General features: G+C 70.9%; 14 protein-coding genes. 6 read left to right on the forward strand and 8 right to left on the reverse strand.

What is annotated here, in order from left to right:
* Together P1P70_RS24900 and P1P70_RS24905 are read right to left on the reverse strand one after the other, a co-directional pair.
* Positions 1–633: maltotransferase domain-containing protein (locus P1P70_RS24900; RefSeq protein ID WP_319241407.1), on the reverse strand; the 633-nt coding region annotated here is incomplete at its 3' end.
* Positions 634–693: 60 nt separating this feature from the next.
* Entirely contained in the window at positions 694–1,071 is a 378-nt protein-coding gene (locus P1P70_RS24905) for a DUF5133 domain-containing protein (protein ID WP_319241410.1), read from the reverse strand.
* 266 nt (positions 1,072–1,337) lie between these two features.
* Between P1P70_RS24905 and P1P70_RS24910 the strand changes: the two genes are divergently transcribed.
* Together P1P70_RS24910 and glgX are read left to right on the forward strand one after the other, a co-directional pair.
* Positions 1,338–1,853, forward strand: coding sequence for a pep a2 (locus P1P70_RS24910; protein WP_319241412.1), 516 nt, complete (start codon positions 1,338–1,340; stop codon positions 1,851–1,853).
* Between the two features lie 23 nt (positions 1,854–1,876).
* Entirely contained in the window at positions 1,877–3,976 is a 2,100-nt protein-coding gene (gene glgX / locus P1P70_RS24915; RefSeq protein WP_319241414.1) for a glycogen debranching protein GlgX, read from the forward strand.
* Positions 3,977–3,992: 16 nt separating this feature from the next.
* On the opposite strand, the gene P1P70_RS24920 is transcribed toward glgX, so the two are convergent.
* On the reverse strand, positions 3,993–4,793 hold the full coding sequence (locus P1P70_RS24920; RefSeq protein ID WP_319241416.1) for a VOC family protein: 801 nt from the start codon (positions 4,791–4,793) through the stop codon (positions 3,993–3,995).
* Positions 4,794–5,018: 225 nt separating this feature from the next.
* Between P1P70_RS24920 and P1P70_RS24925 the strand changes: the two genes are divergently transcribed.
* Positions 5,019–6,632, forward strand: a complete 1,614-nt coding sequence (locus tag P1P70_RS24925) for an MFS transporter (RefSeq protein ID WP_319241418.1) — start codon at positions 5,019–5,021, stop codon at positions 6,630–6,632.
* 73 nt (positions 6,633–6,705) lie between these two features.
* Here the strand turns inward: P1P70_RS24925 and P1P70_RS24930 are convergent, their stop codons facing one another.
* Genes P1P70_RS24930 through P1P70_RS24945 form a run of 4 tightly spaced genes read right to left on the reverse strand, consistent with a single transcriptional unit; the run spans position 6,706 to position 10,878 of the window.
* Positions 6,706–7,737, reverse strand: coding sequence for a LacI family DNA-binding transcriptional regulator (locus P1P70_RS24930; RefSeq protein WP_319241420.1), 1,032 nt, complete (start codon positions 7,735–7,737; stop codon positions 6,706–6,708).
* Positions 7,734–8,639 (reverse strand): carbohydrate ABC transporter permease, encoded by a 906-nt coding sequence (locus P1P70_RS24935; RefSeq protein WP_319241422.1) that lies wholly within the window; start codon positions 8,637–8,639, stop codon positions 7,734–7,736. The genes P1P70_RS24930 and P1P70_RS24935 overlap by 4 nt, the downstream gene beginning before the upstream one ends.
* Positions 8,636–9,559, reverse strand: coding sequence for a sugar ABC transporter permease (locus tag P1P70_RS24940; protein ID WP_319241424.1), 924 nt, complete (start codon positions 9,557–9,559; stop codon positions 8,636–8,638). The genes P1P70_RS24935 and P1P70_RS24940 overlap by 4 nt, the downstream gene beginning before the upstream one ends.
* Positions 9,556–10,878, reverse strand: coding sequence for an extracellular solute-binding protein (locus P1P70_RS24945; RefSeq protein WP_319241426.1), 1,323 nt, complete (start codon positions 10,876–10,878; stop codon positions 9,556–9,558). Before P1P70_RS24945 ends, P1P70_RS24940 begins: the two co-directional genes overlap by 4 nt.
* 210 nt (positions 10,879–11,088) lie before the next feature.
* On the opposite strand from P1P70_RS24945, the gene P1P70_RS24950 reads away from it, so the two are divergent.
* On the forward strand, positions 11,089–13,110 hold the full coding sequence (locus tag P1P70_RS24950) for a beta-galactosidase (protein ID WP_319241428.1): 2,022 nt from the start codon (positions 11,089–11,091) through the stop codon (positions 13,108–13,110).
* Between the two features lie 216 nt (positions 13,111–13,326).
* Positions 13,327–14,895, forward strand: coding sequence for an arabinogalactan endo-1,4-beta-galactosidase (locus P1P70_RS24955; RefSeq protein ID WP_319241430.1), 1,569 nt, complete (start codon positions 13,327–13,329; stop codon positions 14,893–14,895).
* A 121-nt stretch (positions 14,896–15,016) separates the two neighbouring features.
* On the opposite strand, the gene P1P70_RS24960 is transcribed toward P1P70_RS24955, so the two are convergent.
* Positions 15,017–15,841, reverse strand: a complete 825-nt coding sequence (locus P1P70_RS24960) for a hypothetical protein (protein ID WP_319241432.1) — start codon at positions 15,839–15,841, stop codon at positions 15,017–15,019.
* 112 nt (positions 15,842–15,953) lie between these two features.
* On the opposite strand from P1P70_RS24960, the gene P1P70_RS24965 reads away from it, so the two are divergent.
* Positions 15,954–16,934: an SMP-30/gluconolactonase/LRE family protein gene (locus P1P70_RS24965; RefSeq protein WP_319241435.1), complete on the forward strand. Its 981-nt coding sequence runs from the start codon at positions 15,954–15,956 to the stop codon at positions 16,932–16,934.
* Positions 16,935–17,392 lie beyond the last annotated feature (458 nt).

Genomic DNA, 17,392 nt, shown 5'->3' on the forward strand with positions numbered 1-17,392 from the left:
GCGGGGGAAGAACTCGTACCAGGAGCCGAACAGGGCGCGTTCGCGTTCCACCAGCAGGGGCAACGGCTCGGAGGAGGTGACCAGTTCCCGCAGGGGATGACGGGTGAGGACCTCGTCCACCTCCGGCGCCAACGCCGCCGCCAGCCGGTCGGCGGCCGGCAGGGTGTCGTCGCGGAGCCTGCCGACCACCGCCACCAGGACCGCGTGCAGGTCCGCCTCCGGCACCCCGGCGGCCGCCCGTACGAACAGTTCGGCGCCCTCCTCCAGCACGAGCCCCGTGTCGATGCCGGCCGGGACCTTGATCCGGGCGGTGTGACGCCAGGTGGCGACGGGGTCGCTCCAGGCCTCGACGCGGTAGGTCCAGCGGCCCTCGGAGGTGGGGGTGACGAAGGCGCCCCAACGGTCGGTGCCGGGGGCCAGTTCGCGCATCGGGGTCCACGGGGCCGGACGGCCCTCGGGGTCCTTGAGCACGACATTGGCGGCCACCACGCCGTGCCCCTCGCGGAACAGCGTCGCGGTGACCTCGAAGGTCTCGCCGACGACCGCCTTCGCGGGACGCCTGCCGCACTCGACGAGCGGGCGGACATCCCTGACGGGGACGCGGCCGACGGCCGGGGCCGGAGTCGGGCTCATGGGTCTCACCTCCGCCGTGCTCGGGGATTCGGCACTCGGCCGAACGGGTGCTCTGCGGGTCTACAGCCCTGCCGTGGAACGCCGACCGGGCGGCGGACCACCTCTGGCGGAACGGCTCTCGCCGGTCCGGGTCTTGCCGGTCCCCTTACCGGCCCGGTCCTTACGGGCCCGGTCCTTACGGGACTTGCCGCCGGGCTCCTGCTGGGGACGGTCGCCCTGCTCCTGGAGATAGGCGGGCAGGCTCGTCTGCAGATAACGCTCGGCGGCCGCCACGGCCTCGCGGGCACAGCGTTTGCCCATCAGGACGCACAGCGTGTAGCCCGAGTCCTCGAAACTGTCCCGGGCGGCGCGGTCGGCCGGGGACGCGAGCATCACGCGTTCCCAGGTGCGGTAGCGCCGCAGATGTCTGGCCACCTCGTTCTTGGCGGGCAGCAGCATGTGCTGGTCCCTCCCGGCACTCTCGGCGGAGCACGCTTCCCGGGGGAGGTCGTGCACGGAGGGACACCGGCGCCTGACGGAGCCGATGCCTTCACTCATGGTGCACGCGCAACCACCACGCGTCTTGTTGGTTCTTCAACGACCTCGGGAGTCGCTCGTGTTGCACGAATGGCGTAGCCCACCCACCCTGGAGGTGACTCAGAAGTAATCGGTGCTCACGCTTCGTGCACACGAGGCGGGGCTTCGCCGGTGAGGAGCCAACGACGATGAAGACCGCAGTGCCTCGCTACTACCACCTCGACGTGGAAGTCAGTCCGGAGCGGGTCGGGCAGGTCAGCCGCATCCTGGCCGCTCACCTCCGGTTCTGGGACCTGGAGACCCTCGTCCAGCCCGTCTGCCACAGCGCCGAACTGCTCCTGCACGCCATCGAGGAGCACGCGACGGACAAGAAGACGTCGATCGAGATGTGGTGGAACGGTCAGCACCTCATCTCGGCGGTGGCCGAGAACGACCGGGAACTGCGCCCCGACCGGGAGTTGCGCCCCTGCCTGACCCGTATCGCGGCGCTCAGCGACGGCTGGGGCTGCTGCTCCACGGACACCGGCAGCACGGTCATCTGGTTCACCCAGCGGGCACCCGTCGACCAGAGCGTGCCCCTGGTGCCGACGGCGCCCGAGCCGGCCCTGCGCGAAATGCTCCAGGTGCCCCGCGAGATGCCCGTCGCGGCGCTCGCCGGCGCGCCCGACGGCGAAGCCTCGGACACCCTCGAAGTCGCGCGGTGACCGTGCGCCCGAACCGTGAAGGGGTGCCCGTGTGGAGCGGGCACCCCTACCCGCTGGGCGCCTCCTACGACGGCACCGGCACCAACTTCGCCCTCTTCAGCGAGGTCGCCGACCGCGTCGACCTCGTGCTCGTCGACGACGCGGGCCGCCATCGCTCCGTCCCGCTCACCGAGGTCGACGGTTTCGTCTGGCACGGCCGACTCCCCGGCGTCGGCCCCGGGCAGCGCTACGGATACCGGGTGCACGGCCCCTGGGACCCCGCCGCCGGCCACCGCTGCGATCCCGCGAAACTGCTGCTCGACCCTTACACCACGGCCGTCGACGGACAGGTGGACAACCACCCCTCCCTCCGTGAACCCGGCGCCGACAGCGCCGGGCACACCATGCTCGGCGTCGTCACCGACCCGTTCTTCGACTGGGGCGACGACCGCCCGCCGCGACGGCCGTACGCCGAGACCGTCATCTACGAGGCGCACGTCCGCGGCCTCACCCGCACCCACCCCGATGTTCCCCCCGAACTGCGCGGCACCTACGCCGGGTTGGCCCACCCCGCCGTCGTCGAGCACCTCACCTCGCTGGGCGTGACCGCGATCGAGCTGATGCCGGTCCACCAGTTCGTGCAGGACGGCGTCCTCCAGGACCGGGGGCTCGTCAACTACTGGGGCTACAACACCATCGGGTTCTTCGCGCCCCACAACGCCTACGCCGCCCGCGGCACCCGGGGCCGGCAGGTCACCGAGTTCAAGTCGATGGTCAAGGCCCTGCACGCGGCCGGTCTCGAAGTGATCCTCGACGTGGTCTACAACCACACCGCCGAGGGCAACGAGAAGGGCCCCACCCTCTCCTTCCGCGGCATCGACAACAGCTCGTACTACCGCCTCGTGGACGGCGACTGGGCGCACTACTACGACACCACCGGCACCGGAAACAGCCTCCTGATGCGACACCCGTACGTCCTGCAACTGATCATGGACTCGTTGCGGTACTGGGTCACCGAGATGCACGTGGACGGCTTCCGCTTCGACCTGGCCGCCACGCTGGCCCGGCAGTTCCACGAGGTGGACCGCCTCTCGGCGTTCTTCGACCTGATCCAGCAGGACCCCGTGATCAGCAGGGTCAAGCTCATCGCCGAACCCTGGGACGTCGGCGAGGGCGGCTACCAGGTCGGCAACTTCCCGCCCCTGTGGTCCGAATGGAACGGCAGGTACCGCGACGCCGTACGGGACTTCTGGCGCGGACGTCCCCATACGCTCGGCGAGTTCGCGTCCCGGCTGACCGGCTCCGCCGACCTCTACGAGCACAGCCGGCGCCGCCCGCGCGCGAGCGTCAACTTCGTCACCGCGCACGACGGTTTCACCCTGCGGGACCTGGTCTCCTACGACGACAAGCACAACGAGGCCAACGGCGAGGGCAACCGGGACGGCGAGAGCGTCAACCGCTCCTGGAACTGCGGAGAGGAAGGACCCACCCGGGACCCGCGCGTCCTCGCCCTGCGCGCCCGACAGCAACGCAACCTGCTGGCCACCCTGCTGCTGTCCCAGGGCATCCCCATGATCTGCCACGGCGACGAGTCGGGCCGCACCCAGCGCGGCAACAACAACGCCTACTGCCAGGACAACGAGCTCTCCTGGCTCGACTGGCGGCTGGACGACGAACGGCGCGCGCTGCTCGCCTTCACCCGCGACCTGATCGACCTGCGCGCCGCACATCCGGTGCTGCGCCGCCGCCGCTTCTTCCGGGGTGACACACCGACCCGCCCGGGCCGGCCGCTGCCGGACCTGGTGTGGCTGCGGCCGGACGCCCGCGAGATGACGGACGCCGACTGGGACCGCTCCGACGCCCACGCCGTGGCCGTGTTCCTCAACGGCGACGCCATCGCCGAACGCGACCACCACGGCGACCCCGTCGTCGACGACTCCTTCCTGCTCCTGCTGAACAGCCACTGGGAGCCGCGGGTCTTCCGGCTCCCCGGCACCGCGTACGGCGAGCGCTGGGCGACCCGGGTCGACACGACGGCGGAGCCGGACGGCGTTCCGGACGAGTCCGAGCACAAGGCGGGCGCCGAGATCACCGTCGAGGCGCGGGGACTGATGCTGCTGTCACGACCCTCCCGGGCCGGCTGAGCCCCGGCCGGTTCGGTCAGCGTTCGCCGCGCGACGTGATCGTGAACTGGGCACCGTCGGGGTCGCGGAGGACCGCCTCGTGCGCGTCCTGGGTGAGGATCGTGCCGCCGTGGTGCAGGGCGGCCTCGACCCGGGCCGCCACGTCGGAGACGGAGAAGTGGACCTGCCAGTGCGGGCGGATCGTGGGATCGGGCGCGGCCTCCAGCGCGCCGGAGGTGATCCGGGCCACCACCTCGCCCTCGCTGCGCAGGACGACCTCGTTCGCCTCGTAGCGCACCTCGCAGCAGCCGGGCTTCTCGGTGGCCCACTCCAGGACCTCGCCGTAGAAGATCGCCGCGTCGAAGGCGTCCCGGGTGTGCAGCCGGATGAAGGCCGGGGCCGCCTTGCGCCAGGTCTCCCAGTCCGTGAAGAGGGTGCCCTCCCAGATCCCGAAGGAGGCGCCGTGCCGGTCCGCCAGCAGGGCGGCACGGCCGGGCGGGAAGGAGAGGGGGCCGACCGCGACCGTGCCGCCGCGCTCCCTGGCCCGGGACGCGGCCGCGTCGGCGTCCGACACGGCGAAGTACGGCGTCCAGGCGACCGCCATCTGCCACAGGGAGGCCACACCGGCGATCCCGGCGACCGGCACACCGTCGGCCAGTGCGATGCGGAAGTGGTCGCCGAGCTTGGCGGTGCGCCACTTCCAGCCCAGCACGGCGGCGTAGAAGTCCTCCGTGGCCGGCAGGTCCCGGCTGGTGAGGCTCACCCAGCAGGGCGCGCCGAAGACGGAATGGCTGGAGACGACGTGCTCGTCGTCCCGGTGATCGCTGTCGCTGTTCATGGCAGTCGTGTCCTGGTCTCGTCCGTCGGCGCACCCCGGCCGCACTCCAGTGTCCAACCGGATCCGGGGCCGGTGCGCGTCGAGTACCCCGAGTCGGGCCTCCGACCCCGGTGACAACGCGATCTTCGGACGGCCGTTCGGGTGGTGACCGGGAGTCCCGGCTCCTTACCGTGCGCCGCTCCCGAGCGCATGCGCATGGAAGCGGATCAAGGGAGCATTCGCGGTATGGCCGATACAAAGGAACATTCCGGTCCCGGGCCCGCCGCATCCGGCTCCGCCGCGCCCCACCAGACCCTGGCTCTCGCGGCGATGATGTTCGCCGTGTCGATGACCTTCATCGACCAGACGATCGTCGCCATCGCCGCCCCGAGCATCGTCGACGAACTCGATCTCTCCTCGTCGGGCATGCAGTGGGTGGTCAACGCCTATCTGCTGGCCCTGGCCGCGTTCTTCGCGCTCGGCGGCCGGCTCGCCGACATCCTCGGGCACCGCCGGATGATGGTGATCGGCACCCTCCTCTTCGTCGTCTCCTCAGTGCTCTGCGGCTGCGTCCCCGACGACAGCTTCGCCCTGGGCTGGCTGATCGTCTTCCGCGCCACCCAGGGCCTGGGCGCCGCGCTGATGTTCCCGGCCGCGCTCGCCGTCGTCGTCGCCGTCTTCCCGGTCGACAAGCGGGGACGGGCCCTCGCCCTGTTCTTCGGACTGTCCGGCGCCCTCACCGCGCTCGGCCCGCTCCTCGGCGGCTGGCTCACCAGCTGGACCTGGCGGGCGATCTTCTGGGTCAACGTGCCCGTCGCGATCACCGCCCTCGTCCTGACCGCGCTCGCCCGCATCCCGCACCAGGCCCGCCGCGAACGTCTCGACCTGCCCGGTGCCGTCCTCGTCGCCGTCGGCATGGGGCTGAGCGTGCTCGGTCTGCAACAGGCCTCCGCCTGGGGCTGGAGCAGCGCGGCCACCTGGGCCTGCATCCTCGGCGGACTCGCGGTCCTCGTGCTGTTCTGCGTCTACGAACTCCGCGTCGCCGAACCGCTCACCAAGCTCCACGTCTTCCGCGACAAGGCCTTCAGCGTCGACGCGGCCGTCCTGTTCTTCGCGATGCTCGCCTTCGTCCCCCTGTTCTTCTTCGCCTCGGTGTACGCGCAGGTCTCGCTCAGCGCCTCACCCAACCAGGCGGCGCTGTTCCTGCTGTACTTCTTCATCGGCTTCGCCATCGCCTCCCAGTGGGGCGGCCGGATCCTCGACAAACGCGGGGCCCGGCCCGCGCTGAAACTGGGCACGGCGCTCGGCGCGGTCGGCTTCGCCCTGTGGGCGAACAAGCTGACGGACCTCTCGATGCACGACCAGTGGCCCTACGTAGCCCTCGCCGGCGCCGGCATCGGCTTCCTGCTCGCGCCCGCCTCGACCGACGCGGTGAACCGGTCCCTCGACGCCTCGTACGGCGAGGTCACCGGCATCACCCAGACCGTGCGCAACTACGCGGCGGCCGTGGGCCTCGCGGTGTACGGCACGATCCTGACGCATGTCACCACCGACAAGGTCGTCGAGACGCTGACGTCCAGGGGGGTGCCGGACGACGCGGCGCGGGACGTGGCCCGTGACGTCTCCGAGGCGGTCACCGGCAATCCGGACAGCCAGGCACCGGGCGGGGACAGCGAGGTCGCCGCGGTGATGCGCGACTCGATGGACGCCATCCGCATGGACTTCGCCGAGGCCAACCAGTGGGTGTTCTACGGCATGGCCATCGCGCTCGGCATCGGGTTCCTGTGCGCCCTGCGGCACCCGGGCACCCGGGTCACCGAGGAGACACGGACACCCGACCGGGAGCCCGTGCACCACTGACGCGGCACGGGCCCCGGACGGGCTTCGGCTTCAGGTCGACTGACGCGGCACGGGCCCCGGACGCGCCTCGGCCTCAGGTCGACTCCCGCCGCACCAGCTCCGTCGGCAGGATCACCGCGGCCGGGGCCTCGCCGCCGATCTGCGCCAGCAGGACCCGCACCATCTCGTTGCTGATCCGGTCGTAGGGCTGGCGGATGGTGGTGAGAGCCGGGACGGACTCCGTCGCCGCGGCCGAGTCGTCGAAGCCGCCCACGGACACGTCCTCGGGGACCCGGCGGCCCGCCCGGCGCAGCGCCGCCAGGGCGCCCTGCGCCATCAGGTCGGAGGCCACGAACACGGCGTCCAGGTCGGGGGCCCGCTGCAGCAGCAGGTCGGTGCCCGCCTCACCGCTGGCCCGGCTGTAGTCACCGGAGGCGATGAGCCGCTCGTCGATCTCGACGCCCGCCTCGGCGAGCACCTCCTTGTAGCCGGCGAGGCGGTCTACACCGCCGGGCGAGTCCAGCGGGCCGGACACGACACCGATTCGCCGACGGCCCAGCGACAGCAGATGGCGCACCATGTCACGGGCGCCGTCGCGGTCGTCGGCGGCCACGTAACTCACCTTGGAGCCGGGCGTCATGGGCTTGCCGCACTGGACGAGGGGAATGCCCGCCTCGCGCAGCTCCTGGGCGACCGGGTCCGCGGAGTGGCTGGACACCACCAGCACACCGTCGACGTGGCCCGCCGTGATGTACCGCGTGATCCGCCGCCGCTCGTCCTCCGTACCCGCCACCATCAGCAGCAGCGGGATGTCGTGCGCGGCCAGCGCCTGGGTACAACACCGCAGGAGGACATTGAAGTTGGGGTCCTCGAAGAGCTTCTCCTGCGGTTCCGTCAGCAGGAAGCCGATCGAGTCGGAACGGCCCGTGATCAGCGAGCGCGCGTGCCGGTTCACGACGTAACCCGTTTTACGGATCGCGGCGTTGACCGCCTCGGCTGCCGTCGGGCTGACGTAGTGACCGCCGTTGAGCACGCGTGAGACGGTTCCCCTGGAGACTCCCGCCTCGCGCGCCACGTCGTGAATGGTCGGCGGTTTGCGCCTGCCCCCCGTGTTGCTCATGGTCATGACTTTACGGCTCCGGAGAGCAGATCGAGGCTCCAGAACCGCTGGATGACCAGGAACAGCGCGATCAGCGGGACCACCGCGAGCAGCGCGCCCGTGATCACCAGGGTGTAGAGCGCCGGCGTGTTGGAGCCCTGTTCGAGGAGCGTGAAAAGGCCGAGGGTGATCGGGAACTTCTCGTCGTCGCTGAGCATGATGTACGGCAGCAGGAAGTTGTTCCAGACCGCCACGAACTGGAACAGGAAGACCGTCACCAGCCCCGGCACCATCATCGGCAGCGCGATCCGGGTGAAGATCCGCCACTCGCTCGCCCCGTCCATCCGCCCGGCCTCCACCACGTCGGCGGGGACGGCGGCAGCGGCGTAGATCCGGGACAGGTACACGCCGTACGGGGAGAGGACCAGCGGGAGCAGCACCGACCAGTAGCTGTCCGCCAGGTCCGCCTTGGCCATCAGCAGGTACTGCGGGATCGCCAGGATCACCGGCGGCATCAGCACGCCCGCCATCAGGACGTTGAAGACGGCCTCGCGGCCCTTGAAGCGGTAGATCGCCAGCGCGTAGCCGCTGATCGCGGAGACGGCCGTCGACAGGAGGGCGCCGAGGCCCGCGTAGAGGGCGGAGTTGCCCATCCACTGCCAGTAGACACCGTCGCGGTAGGCGTTCAGGTCGGACAGGTTGTCCGCGAACCCGGTGCCCGGCAGGAAGGTGAAGGTGGAGAACAGCTCGCTGCCCGACTTGGTGGCCGCGATCAGCACCCAGGCGACCGGGAGTAGACAGTAGATCGCGCCCAGCAGCAGGTTGAGCGTCGGGACGAGCGCGATCCGGCGGCGCAGCGGCGGGCCCTGGGCGGTGCCCGGTGCCGTCCCCGCCGCCGGGGCGGCCTTGCGTACGGCAAGAGAACTCATCCTGCTGCCTCCTGCTTCTGACGGGAGTTCGCGGCCCTCAGGAACCCGAAGGAGAGGACCAGGGTCGCCACGGCGATGATCACCGCGCCGGCGGCCGCCGAGTGGATGTCGCCCTCGCCGAAGGCGTCCCGGTACACCTTCATCAGCGGACTCCACGTCGTGGAGACCGAGTTGGTGAGCGGCTTGAGGGTCGTGGGCTCGCTGAACACCTGGAGCGTGGCGATGATCGAGAAGAAGAAGGTGAGCACCAGCGAGGGCGCCACCATCGGGATCTTGATCCTCAGGGCGATCTGCAGCGGCGTCGCACCGTCCAGCTTGGCCGCCTCGTACACCTCGGCGGGGATCGCCTGCAGCGAGGTGTAGATGACGATCATGTTGAAGCCGGTGCCGCCCCAGATCGCGATGTTCGACAGCGCCGCGTAGAGGCCGCCGCCGTCCAGCAGGTCCGGCTGCGGCAGGCCCAGCTTCTCCAGCACGAAGTAGAAGGGGCTGACGTCCGGGAGGTAGAGGAAGCCCCAGAGCAGGGCCGCCACCACACCCGGGACGGCGTACGGCAGGAAGATCGCCAGCCGGGTGAACGGGGCGAGGCGCACCTTGTCGCTGTCCAGCATCAGGGCGAAGACCAGCGCGAGACCGAGCATGACCGGGACCACGATCGCGCCGTAGCCGAGGACGCGCAGGGTGCCGTCGAGCAGCTCGGAGTCGGTCAGCGCGTCGGTGTAGTTCTCCAGGCCGGCCCACACCTCGCTGCGCGCGCCCGAGCCGAGGCCGAGGCCCTTGACCTGCACCTTGTGCAGGCTGAGCCAGACCGCGTAGCCGATGGGCAGCGCGAAGAAGAGGGCGAACAGCAGCGTCGCGGGGAGGAGGAAGGCGTACGGGGCCGCCTTGACCCCGTACGACCTCCGGCGTGCGCTGGTCACTCCGCGACCTCGAAGCCCTGCTTCTTCATGTCGGCGACCGTGTCGTCCTGCATCGTCTTCAGGGCGGCACCGAAGTCCGACTTGTTCTTCGCGGCGGCGCCGAACGCGTCCTTGAAGGTGGTGTACGCGACGTTCACGTTCGGGCCCCACGCGGAGGGCGCGGTCGTCTTCGCGATCTCGGAGGCCACGGTGTAGAAGTCGGCCTGGTTGGAGAAGAACGCCGGCGGCTCGGCGAACGCGTCACTGGTCTGCGCGGTCGTGGCGGCCGGGTAGATGCCGCCCTCCTTCGCCAACGCGGTGAGCGCCTGCGGGTCCGTGTTCAGCCAGGTGGCGAACTTCGCGGCCGCGCCCTTGTTCTTCGAGTCCGTCGTCACGGCCGTCGAGGAGCCGCCCCAGCTGCCGGTGGTGTTCTCGGAGGCCGACCACTGCGGCAGCGGCGCCACCTTCCACTTGCCTTCGGTGTCGGGCGCGGCCGTGGTCAGCGTGCCCGGCGCCCACACCGCGCTGACCCAGGCGATCTGCTTGCCGGTGTTGAGCGCCTTGTTCCAGGCCGGGGTGTACATCGGCTGGTTGTCGATGGCGCCCTCCTTGACCAGACCGCCCCAGAAGTCGGCGACCCGCTGCGTCGCGGTGTCGTCGATGCCGACCTTCCACTTCTGGCCCTCGGTGGTCCACCACTGGGCGCCCGCCTGCTGGGCGAGACCGGCGAAGAGACCGGAGTCGTTCGCGGAGAAGGTGGTGAGGTCGACGTCCGCGTCCGCCTTCTTCAGCTTGCGCGCGGTCTCGGCGAACTCGTCCCAGGTCTTGGGGACTTCGAGGTCGTACTTCTTGAAGAGGTCCTCGCGGTAGTAGAACATCATCGGCCCGATGTCCTGCGGTATCGCGTACACGGCGTCCGAGCCCAGCGTCGTCTGCTGCCAGACACCGTCCGCGAACTTGCCCTTCGCGTCGCCCGCCTCGCCCGCGATGTCGGCGACCGCGTCATTGCTGACCAGGGTCGGCAGCGCCTGGTACTCGGCCTGCACCAGGTCCGGGCCCTTGCCCGCCTTGTGCGCGGTGAGGATCTTGGTGACCAGGGTGTCGCCGGAGGCCTGCTTCTTCACCGTGACGGTGATCTGCTGCTCCTTGCCGGGACCCTTGTTCCACAGGTCCACGACCTTGTCCATGCCCGGCGTCCAGGTCCAGTACGTGAGCTTCGCCGGCCCCGACTGGTCCCCGCTCTCGTCGTCGGACCCGCCGCAGGCGGCGAGTGTGGTGGCGCCGAGTGTGACGGCGACGGCGGTGGCCACAAAGCGCCGGTGCTTCGTGATGTTGGGCATGGATCGTTCTCCCCTGACCTGGGTCCTCGCCTGCTGCGAAGACCATGCCATGCTGCTGTGAGCGTTCACAGCCAGTGCGTCTGTGAGCGTTCACAGTAGAGAAACATCCCGGACACTTGTCAATGGTTGTTGCTGTGCGGTTATGTTGGCCCCGCACCGCCGCCGCTGTGTGTGAACGTTCCCAAATGATCGACCAAACGGGAGAGATCCATGCCGGAGACCACCCCCACGGGCCTGACCAGGCTCGCCTTCGGTGGCGACTACAACCCCGAGCAGTGGCCGGAAACCGTCTGGCACGAGGACGTCCGGCTGATGCGCGAGGCCGGCGTCACGATGGTGAGTGTCGGCATCTTCTCCTGGGCCCTGCTGGAGACCTCACGAGGCACCTACGACTTCGGGTGGCTCGACCGCCTGCTCGACCTGCTCCACGAGAACGGCGTCCGCGTCGACCTCGGCACCCCCACGGTCGTCCCGCCGGTCTGGTTCTACCGCGAGCACCCCGAGGCGCTCCCCGTCGCCGCCGACGGCACCCGCTACGAGTTCGGCTCGCGCGGCGCCATCTGCCACAGCAACACCGACTACCGGGCCGCCGCCGCGAACATCACCACGAAGCTCGCCGAGCGCTACGCCGACCACCCGGCGCTCGCCCTGTGGCACGTCCACAACGAGTACGGCGTCCCCGTCTCCGCCTGCTACTGCGACTCCTGCGCCGCGCACTTCCGCCGCTGGCTGGAGCGGACCTACGGCGACGTCGCGGCGCTCAACGAGGCCTGGGGCACCGCCTTCTGGGGCCAGCACTACACCGACTTCGCGCAGATCAACCCGCCCCGCACGACCCCCACGGTCGGCAACCCCGGGCAGGCCCTCGACTACAAGCGGTTCGCCGACGAGACGGTCCGCGAGAACTTCGTCGCCGAACGGGACATCCTGCACCGCCTCGCGCCCGGCATCCCGGTCACCACCAACTTCATGGCCGCGCTCAGCCAGTGCGACTCCATGGACTACTGGGCCTGGGGCCGCGAGGTCGACCTCGTCACCAACGACCACTACCTGATCACCGACGGCCGCCGCACCCACGTCAACCTCGCGATGGCCGCCGACCTCACCCGCTCCGTCGGCGCCGGCGCCCCCTGGCTGCTCCTGGAGCACTCCACCTCGGGCATCAACTGGCAGGCCCGCAACCCCGCCAAGGCCCCCGGCCAGATGGCCCGCAACTCCCTCGCCCATGTGGCGCGCGGCTCGGAGGGCGCCATGTTCTTCCAGTGGCGGCAGTCCCGGCGCGGCGCCGAGAAGTTCCACTCCGCGATGCTGCCGCAGGCCGGCACCGAGTCACGCGTGTGGCGCGAGGTCGTCGAACTGGGCGCGTCCCTGGACTCCCTCAGCCAGATCCGCGGCACCCGGACCGTCGCCGACGTGGCCGTCCTGTGGGACTGGCACTCCTGGTGGGCACAGAACCTCGCATGGCGCCCCAGCGAGGACCACGAGGCCCGCGAACGCGCCGACGCCTTCTACGAGGCCCTCTACGACCGCCACCTCACCGTCGACTTCGCCCACCCGGAAGCCGACTTGTCGGCCTATCCCCTTGTCGTCGTTCCCGCGCTGTACCTGATGACCGAGGCGGCCGGGGACAATCTCAATGCGTACGTCGAGAACGGCGGCACCCTCGTCGTCTCCTACTTCTCCGGCATCGTCGACGAGCACGACGCCGTCCACGAGGGCCCGTACCCCGGCGCCCTGCGCGACGTACTCGGCCTGACCGTGGAGGAGTTCTCGCCGCTGCTCGGCGGGGAGAGTGTCCGCATCACCGGCCCCGACGGCTCCGAACTCACGGGTGACGTGTGGACCGAGTTCGTCGTGCCGCGCGGTGCCGAGCCCGTGTGGACCTACGCCGACGGACTCGCCGCCGACCGGCCCGCCGTCACCCGGCACCGGCTCGGCGAGGGCTCCGCCTGGTACGTGTCGACCCGCCTCGACGCGCACGGCCTCGACGCCCTCCTCGGCTGGGCCGCCGACGACGCGGGCATCGCCCCCCGCGCCGACCTGCCGCGCGACGTCGAAGTGGTGCGCCGTGCGGGCGAGTCGGGCGACTTCCTCTTCGCGATCAACCACACCGCGCTCGACGCGAAGGTGCCGCTGGACACGGCCGGCACGGAGTTGTTGACCGGCGAACGGGCGGCGGGCCGCCTCGCCGTGCCCGCCGGGGCCGTCAGGGTCGTACGCCTCGACGCCTGACCAGCAGATGTGGGCGGCGACCGGTCACCGAGCCGTACGGGTGACCGCCGCCGCTCCCCGCCCGGGGCCGTTCCCCAGCCCCGGGTCATCCCCGACCCCGACCGGATCTCTGGGGACATCCGGTCGGTCCCGGCGGCGCCGCGCCCACGGCCTTCGGGCGCGGCGCCGCCACAGCACCGCATCACCCGGCTCCCCACCTTCGTCGAAGGGACGACGATGTTCCACGCGAGACGTGCCCTCAGGGCCCTGCTCATACCGCTGTTCGCGGGTCTGGCGCTCACCACCGTGCCTGGCGGCTCGGCCCACGCCGCCTCCACCCTCACCAACGGGGGTTTCGAGTCCGACGGCACCGGGACCGCGACGCCGGCCGGCTGGTCGACGTACTCGGCGGGCGGGCAGAACGCCGCCTCCTTCACCGAGTCCGGCGGCCACGGCGGCAGTCACCGCCTCACCCACTGGTCGTCCTCCGCCTACAAGGTGGAGACGTACCAGTACCTCTCCGGCCTCACCAACGGGAACTACAAGCTCACCGCGTGGGTGCGCTCCGGCGGCGGCCAGAACTCCGCGTACCTCGCGCTGAAGAACTGCGGCAGCGCCGAGCAGCGCACCGACATCCCGGTCTCCGCGAGTGGCTGGATCCGGATCGTCACCTCGATCGCGGTGACCAACAACCAGTGCACGATCAGCGTGAACTCCGACGCGAACGCCGGTAACTGGATCAACGTCGACGACCTGACCTTCGCGTCCGGTACGACGGGCGTGCCCATCAAGGGCTCCGACGTGTCCTCGATCGTCAAGAGCGAGGCCAAGGGCGGCGCCTACCGGAACAGCTCCGGCACCACCGGCGACCCGCTCGCCATCCTCAAGGGCGCCGGGCAGAACTACGCCCGCCTCAAGGTCTGGGTCAACCCCGCCGACGGCTACAACAACAAGGCACGGGTCCTCGCCGCCGCCAAGCGCGTCAAGGCGCAGGGCATGAAGCTGCTGGTCGACTTCCACTACTCGGACACCTGGGCCGACCCCGGCGCCCAGACCGTGCCGTCCGCGTGGACCGGCCACTCCTACAGCCAGCTGCGGACGGACGTCTACAACCACACCCACGACGTCCTCAACGCCCTCAAGTCCCAGGGCACCACCGCCGACATGGTCCAGGTCGGCAACGAGATCAACGGCGGCATGCTGTGGTCGGCGGGCTCCACCTCCAACTGGTCGCAGCTCGCCGGTCTGCTCAACTCCGGCTACGACGCGGTCAAGGCGGTCAACTCCTCCACCCAGGTCGCGCTGCACCTCGCCAAGGGCGGCGACCTGTCCGGCACCCGCTGGTGGTTCGACAACGCGGTCGCCAACAACGTGAAGTTCGACGTCATCGGCCTGTCGTACTACGGCTACTGGCACGGCACGCTCGCCGACTTCCAGACCACGCTGGACGACGCGGCCTCCCGCTACGCCAAGCCGGTGTTCGTCGCCGAGACGGCGTACCCGTTCCGGCTGGACAGCGAGGACTCGCACGAGAACATCATCGATCTGAGCAGCGAACTCGTGTCCGGCTACCCGGCCACGACCGCCGGTCAGACGCGGTGGATGAAGGACATCGCGAGCATCGTCGAGGCCGTCCCGAACGGCCGTGGTCTCGGCATCTTCTACTGGGAGTCGACGTGGACCGCTGTCAACGGCAACGGCTGGGACCCGACGGACGCGGCGTCCGGCAACGGCTGGGAGAACCAGGCGCTGTTCGGGTACGACGACCGGCTGCTTCCGGCGGCGGCGTGGTTCAGCCACCGGTGAGCGCGGCGGACGGGTCCGTGGTGACAGCGCGGGCCGGAGGGGGCTGGTCGCGCGGCTCCCCACGCCCCTGAAGGGCGCGTCGGAGGGGCCGTACGTTTCGACGTGCGGCCCCTTCCGCTGTTCAGCCGCCGAGGAACGCGCGCAGCGAACGGGCCATGGCCGTGACGAAGGTGTCCCGGACCGGCTCGGGGACCCGGTCCAGGGAGAGGTACGGGTTCAGGTCCTCCAGCTCGACCAGGAGGAGGTCCCCGTCCTGGGTGCGGCAGGCGTCCACGCGCTGGATGCCGTGGTCGAGGGTGTTCCAGTCGATGAAACGGCGGGCGAAGTCCAGGTCGTCCCCCGTGGCCTCGTAGGGCTCCAGGACCCAGCGGTGGTCGGGGTCGGGCGCGTACAGGGCGTACTGGAAGGTGTCGTCGACGTAGTAGAAGGACACCTCGTAGCGGAAGTCGACGCGCGGCTGGACGAGGACGTCGCCCCAGGCCAGGCCCGCAAGCTCGGGGCCGGTCAGGAAGCGCAGGCCCAGGGAGTCCGCGCCCGCCTTCGGCTTCACCGCGTACGAGGCGGACTCCGGCAGCCGCTCCAGGTCCTCCGGCCGGTCGACGGTGGGGATCACCGGGTACCCGGCACCGGTGAGGTCCGGCAGGTACTGCTTGCCGACCATGTCGCCGCGGCCGGTCAGCGGGTTGTAGACCCGGGTACCGAGGGCGCGGGCCCGCTCGCGGAAGGCGTCGTACGCCTCCTGGTAGTACAGGACGGCCCCGCTGTTGCGGACCACCACCGCGTCGAAGCCCTCCATCAGGGCCGCCGCGTCCAGCGGATGGCACAGGGCGAGGTCGAACTCGGCGCGCAGCCGGGAGGTGAGGAAGATGTCCTCGTCACAGTAACGCCGCCCCCGAGCCGGATAGGCCAGGTCGGTGACGTACAGCAGGCGGGGGCGGGTGGGCACGGCGGTCTCCCTGGTCGGTGACGGCCAACTTAACCCGAGGCCACGTGGGGCGCCCCGGCCCCCTGCCAGGATGGACCGGCGCGGGCGATCGGGCGGACACCGGGAGGCGGACATGGCGGGCAGGGCGGTTTCACGGGGGGCGGGACTCCTGGCGGAGGCGTACGTCGGGATCGGCGGGCGCGGGCCCGAGGACGTCGTCGTCGACGGGCGCGGGCGGGTGCTGACCGGCGTCGAGGACGGCCGGATCCTGCGGGTGGACGGGCTAGCGGAGCCGGGGCGGGCCCGGGTCGAGACGCTCGCCGAGACCGGCGGCAGGCCCCTCGGCCTCGAACTCCTCCCGGACGGCGACCTGTTGGCGTGTGACGCGGAGCTGGGGCTGCTGCGGGTCACGACCGGCGACGGCACGGTGCGGGTGCTCGCCGACGAGGTGGACGGTGAGCGGCTGCGGTTCTGCAGCAATGTCGTGGCGCTCTCCGACGGGACGGTGTACTTCACGGTCTCCAGCCGCCGCTACCCCCTTCACGAGTGGATCGGCGACATCGTCGAACACACCGGGACGGGGCGGCTGTTGCGCCTCGCGCCGGGGGCGGGGGCGCCCGAAGCCGTCCTGGAGGGGCTCCAGTTCGCCAACGGCCTCGCGCCCTCCGCCGACGAGTCGTTCCTCGTGGTCGCGGAGACGGGAGCCCGCCGGCTGACCCGCGTCCACCTCACGGGAGCGAGAGCCGGGACGAGCGAACCCTTCGTCGAGGACCTGCCGGGCACGCCCGACAACATGTGGCGCGACCCCGAGAGCGGGCTGCTGTGGGTGGCGCTGGCCGGACCGCGCATCGGCGCCCTCGACCGGCTGCACCGCGCGAGTCCGGCCGTGCGGAGCGCCGCGAGCCGGGTGGCGGTACGGGTGCCGTATCGGCCCCTCGGGTTCGCCGGGGTCGTCGCGGTCGACGACGGGGGACACGTCGTCCACACCCTCGTCGACCGCCGTTCCCGGTTCCGCATGGTCACGAGCGTGTGCGTGACGCAGGGCCGACTGATCCTCGGAAGCCTGTGGGAACGAGGGATCGCGGTGTGCGAGCTGCCGGCGGAGGCGGGCTGAGGCTGGGGCCCCGGGAGGGGTCCGGGCCCGGCGCCGGCCGAGTGCGGCGGTGACGACGGCCGCGTTACTCTGTCGAACAGCCGCGACCACGGTCGCGGCGCGGCGGTGGGGCCCGCCGTACCCGAACCGCGGCGACGGCGCCGACAACGGTCCCTGCTTGCGACGGAGCACGCCCGGTGACCGCCGGGCCCGGCGAGTAGGAGACCCGCAACCATGCCGCCCCCACACCCCGACAGGCCCGGATCCCGGCCGACCTCGGGGGACCCTGGCTCCTCGCCCTTCTCCGAGAAACCCGAACCCCGCCCACGCTCCGTCGAGCCAGAAGGCCCGCCACCCGGCGGGACGCCCGAGATCCTGCCGCCCCCCGGCGGGACGCCCGACATCCTGCCGCCTTCCGACGGGACGCCCCACGTCCTGTCGCCGCCCCCCGGCAGGACCCAAGACCCCCAGACTCCCAT

This window comes from Streptomyces sp. MB09-02B (genome assembly GCF_033794485.1).
Taxonomy (GTDB): Bacteria; Actinomycetota; Actinomycetes; order Streptomycetales; family Streptomycetaceae; genus Streptomyces.

What these genes read in the sequence shown, in the direction of transcription:
- P1P70_RS24905 (WP_319241410.1), bottom strand. Translation starts at nt 1,071, where the DNA reads ATGCTGCTGCCCGCCAAGAACGAGGTGGCCAGACATCTGCGGCGCTAC.
- P1P70_RS24910 (WP_319241412.1), top strand. Translation starts at nt 1,338, where the DNA reads ATGAAGACCGCAGTGCCTCGCTACTACCACCTCGACGTGGAAGTCAGT.
- P1P70_RS24920 (WP_319241416.1), bottom strand. Translation starts at nt 4,793, where the DNA reads ATGAACAGCGACAGCGATCACCGGGACGACGAGCACGTCGTCTCCAGC.
- P1P70_RS24925 (WP_319241418.1), top strand. Translation starts at nt 5,019, where the DNA reads ATGGCCGATACAAAGGAACATTCCGGTCCCGGGCCCGCCGCATCCGGC.
- P1P70_RS24930 (WP_319241420.1), bottom strand. Translation starts at nt 7,737, where the DNA reads ATGACCATGAGCAACACGGGGGGCAGGCGCAAACCGCCGACCATTCAC.
- P1P70_RS24935 (WP_319241422.1), bottom strand. Translation starts at nt 8,639, where the DNA reads ATGAGTTCTCTTGCCGTACGCAAGGCCGCCCCGGCGGCGGGGACGGCA.
- P1P70_RS24945 (WP_319241426.1), bottom strand. Translation starts at nt 10,878, where the DNA reads ATGCCCAACATCACGAAGCACCGGCGCTTTGTGGCCACCGCCGTCGCC.
- P1P70_RS24950 (WP_319241428.1), top strand. Translation starts at nt 11,089, where the DNA reads ATGCCGGAGACCACCCCCACGGGCCTGACCAGGCTCGCCTTCGGTGGC.
- P1P70_RS24955 (WP_319241430.1), top strand. Translation starts at nt 13,327, where the DNA reads ATGTTCCACGCGAGACGTGCCCTCAGGGCCCTGCTCATACCGCTGTTC.
- P1P70_RS24965 (WP_319241435.1), top strand. Translation starts at nt 15,954, where the DNA reads ATGGCGGGCAGGGCGGTTTCACGGGGGGCGGGACTCCTGGCGGAGGCG.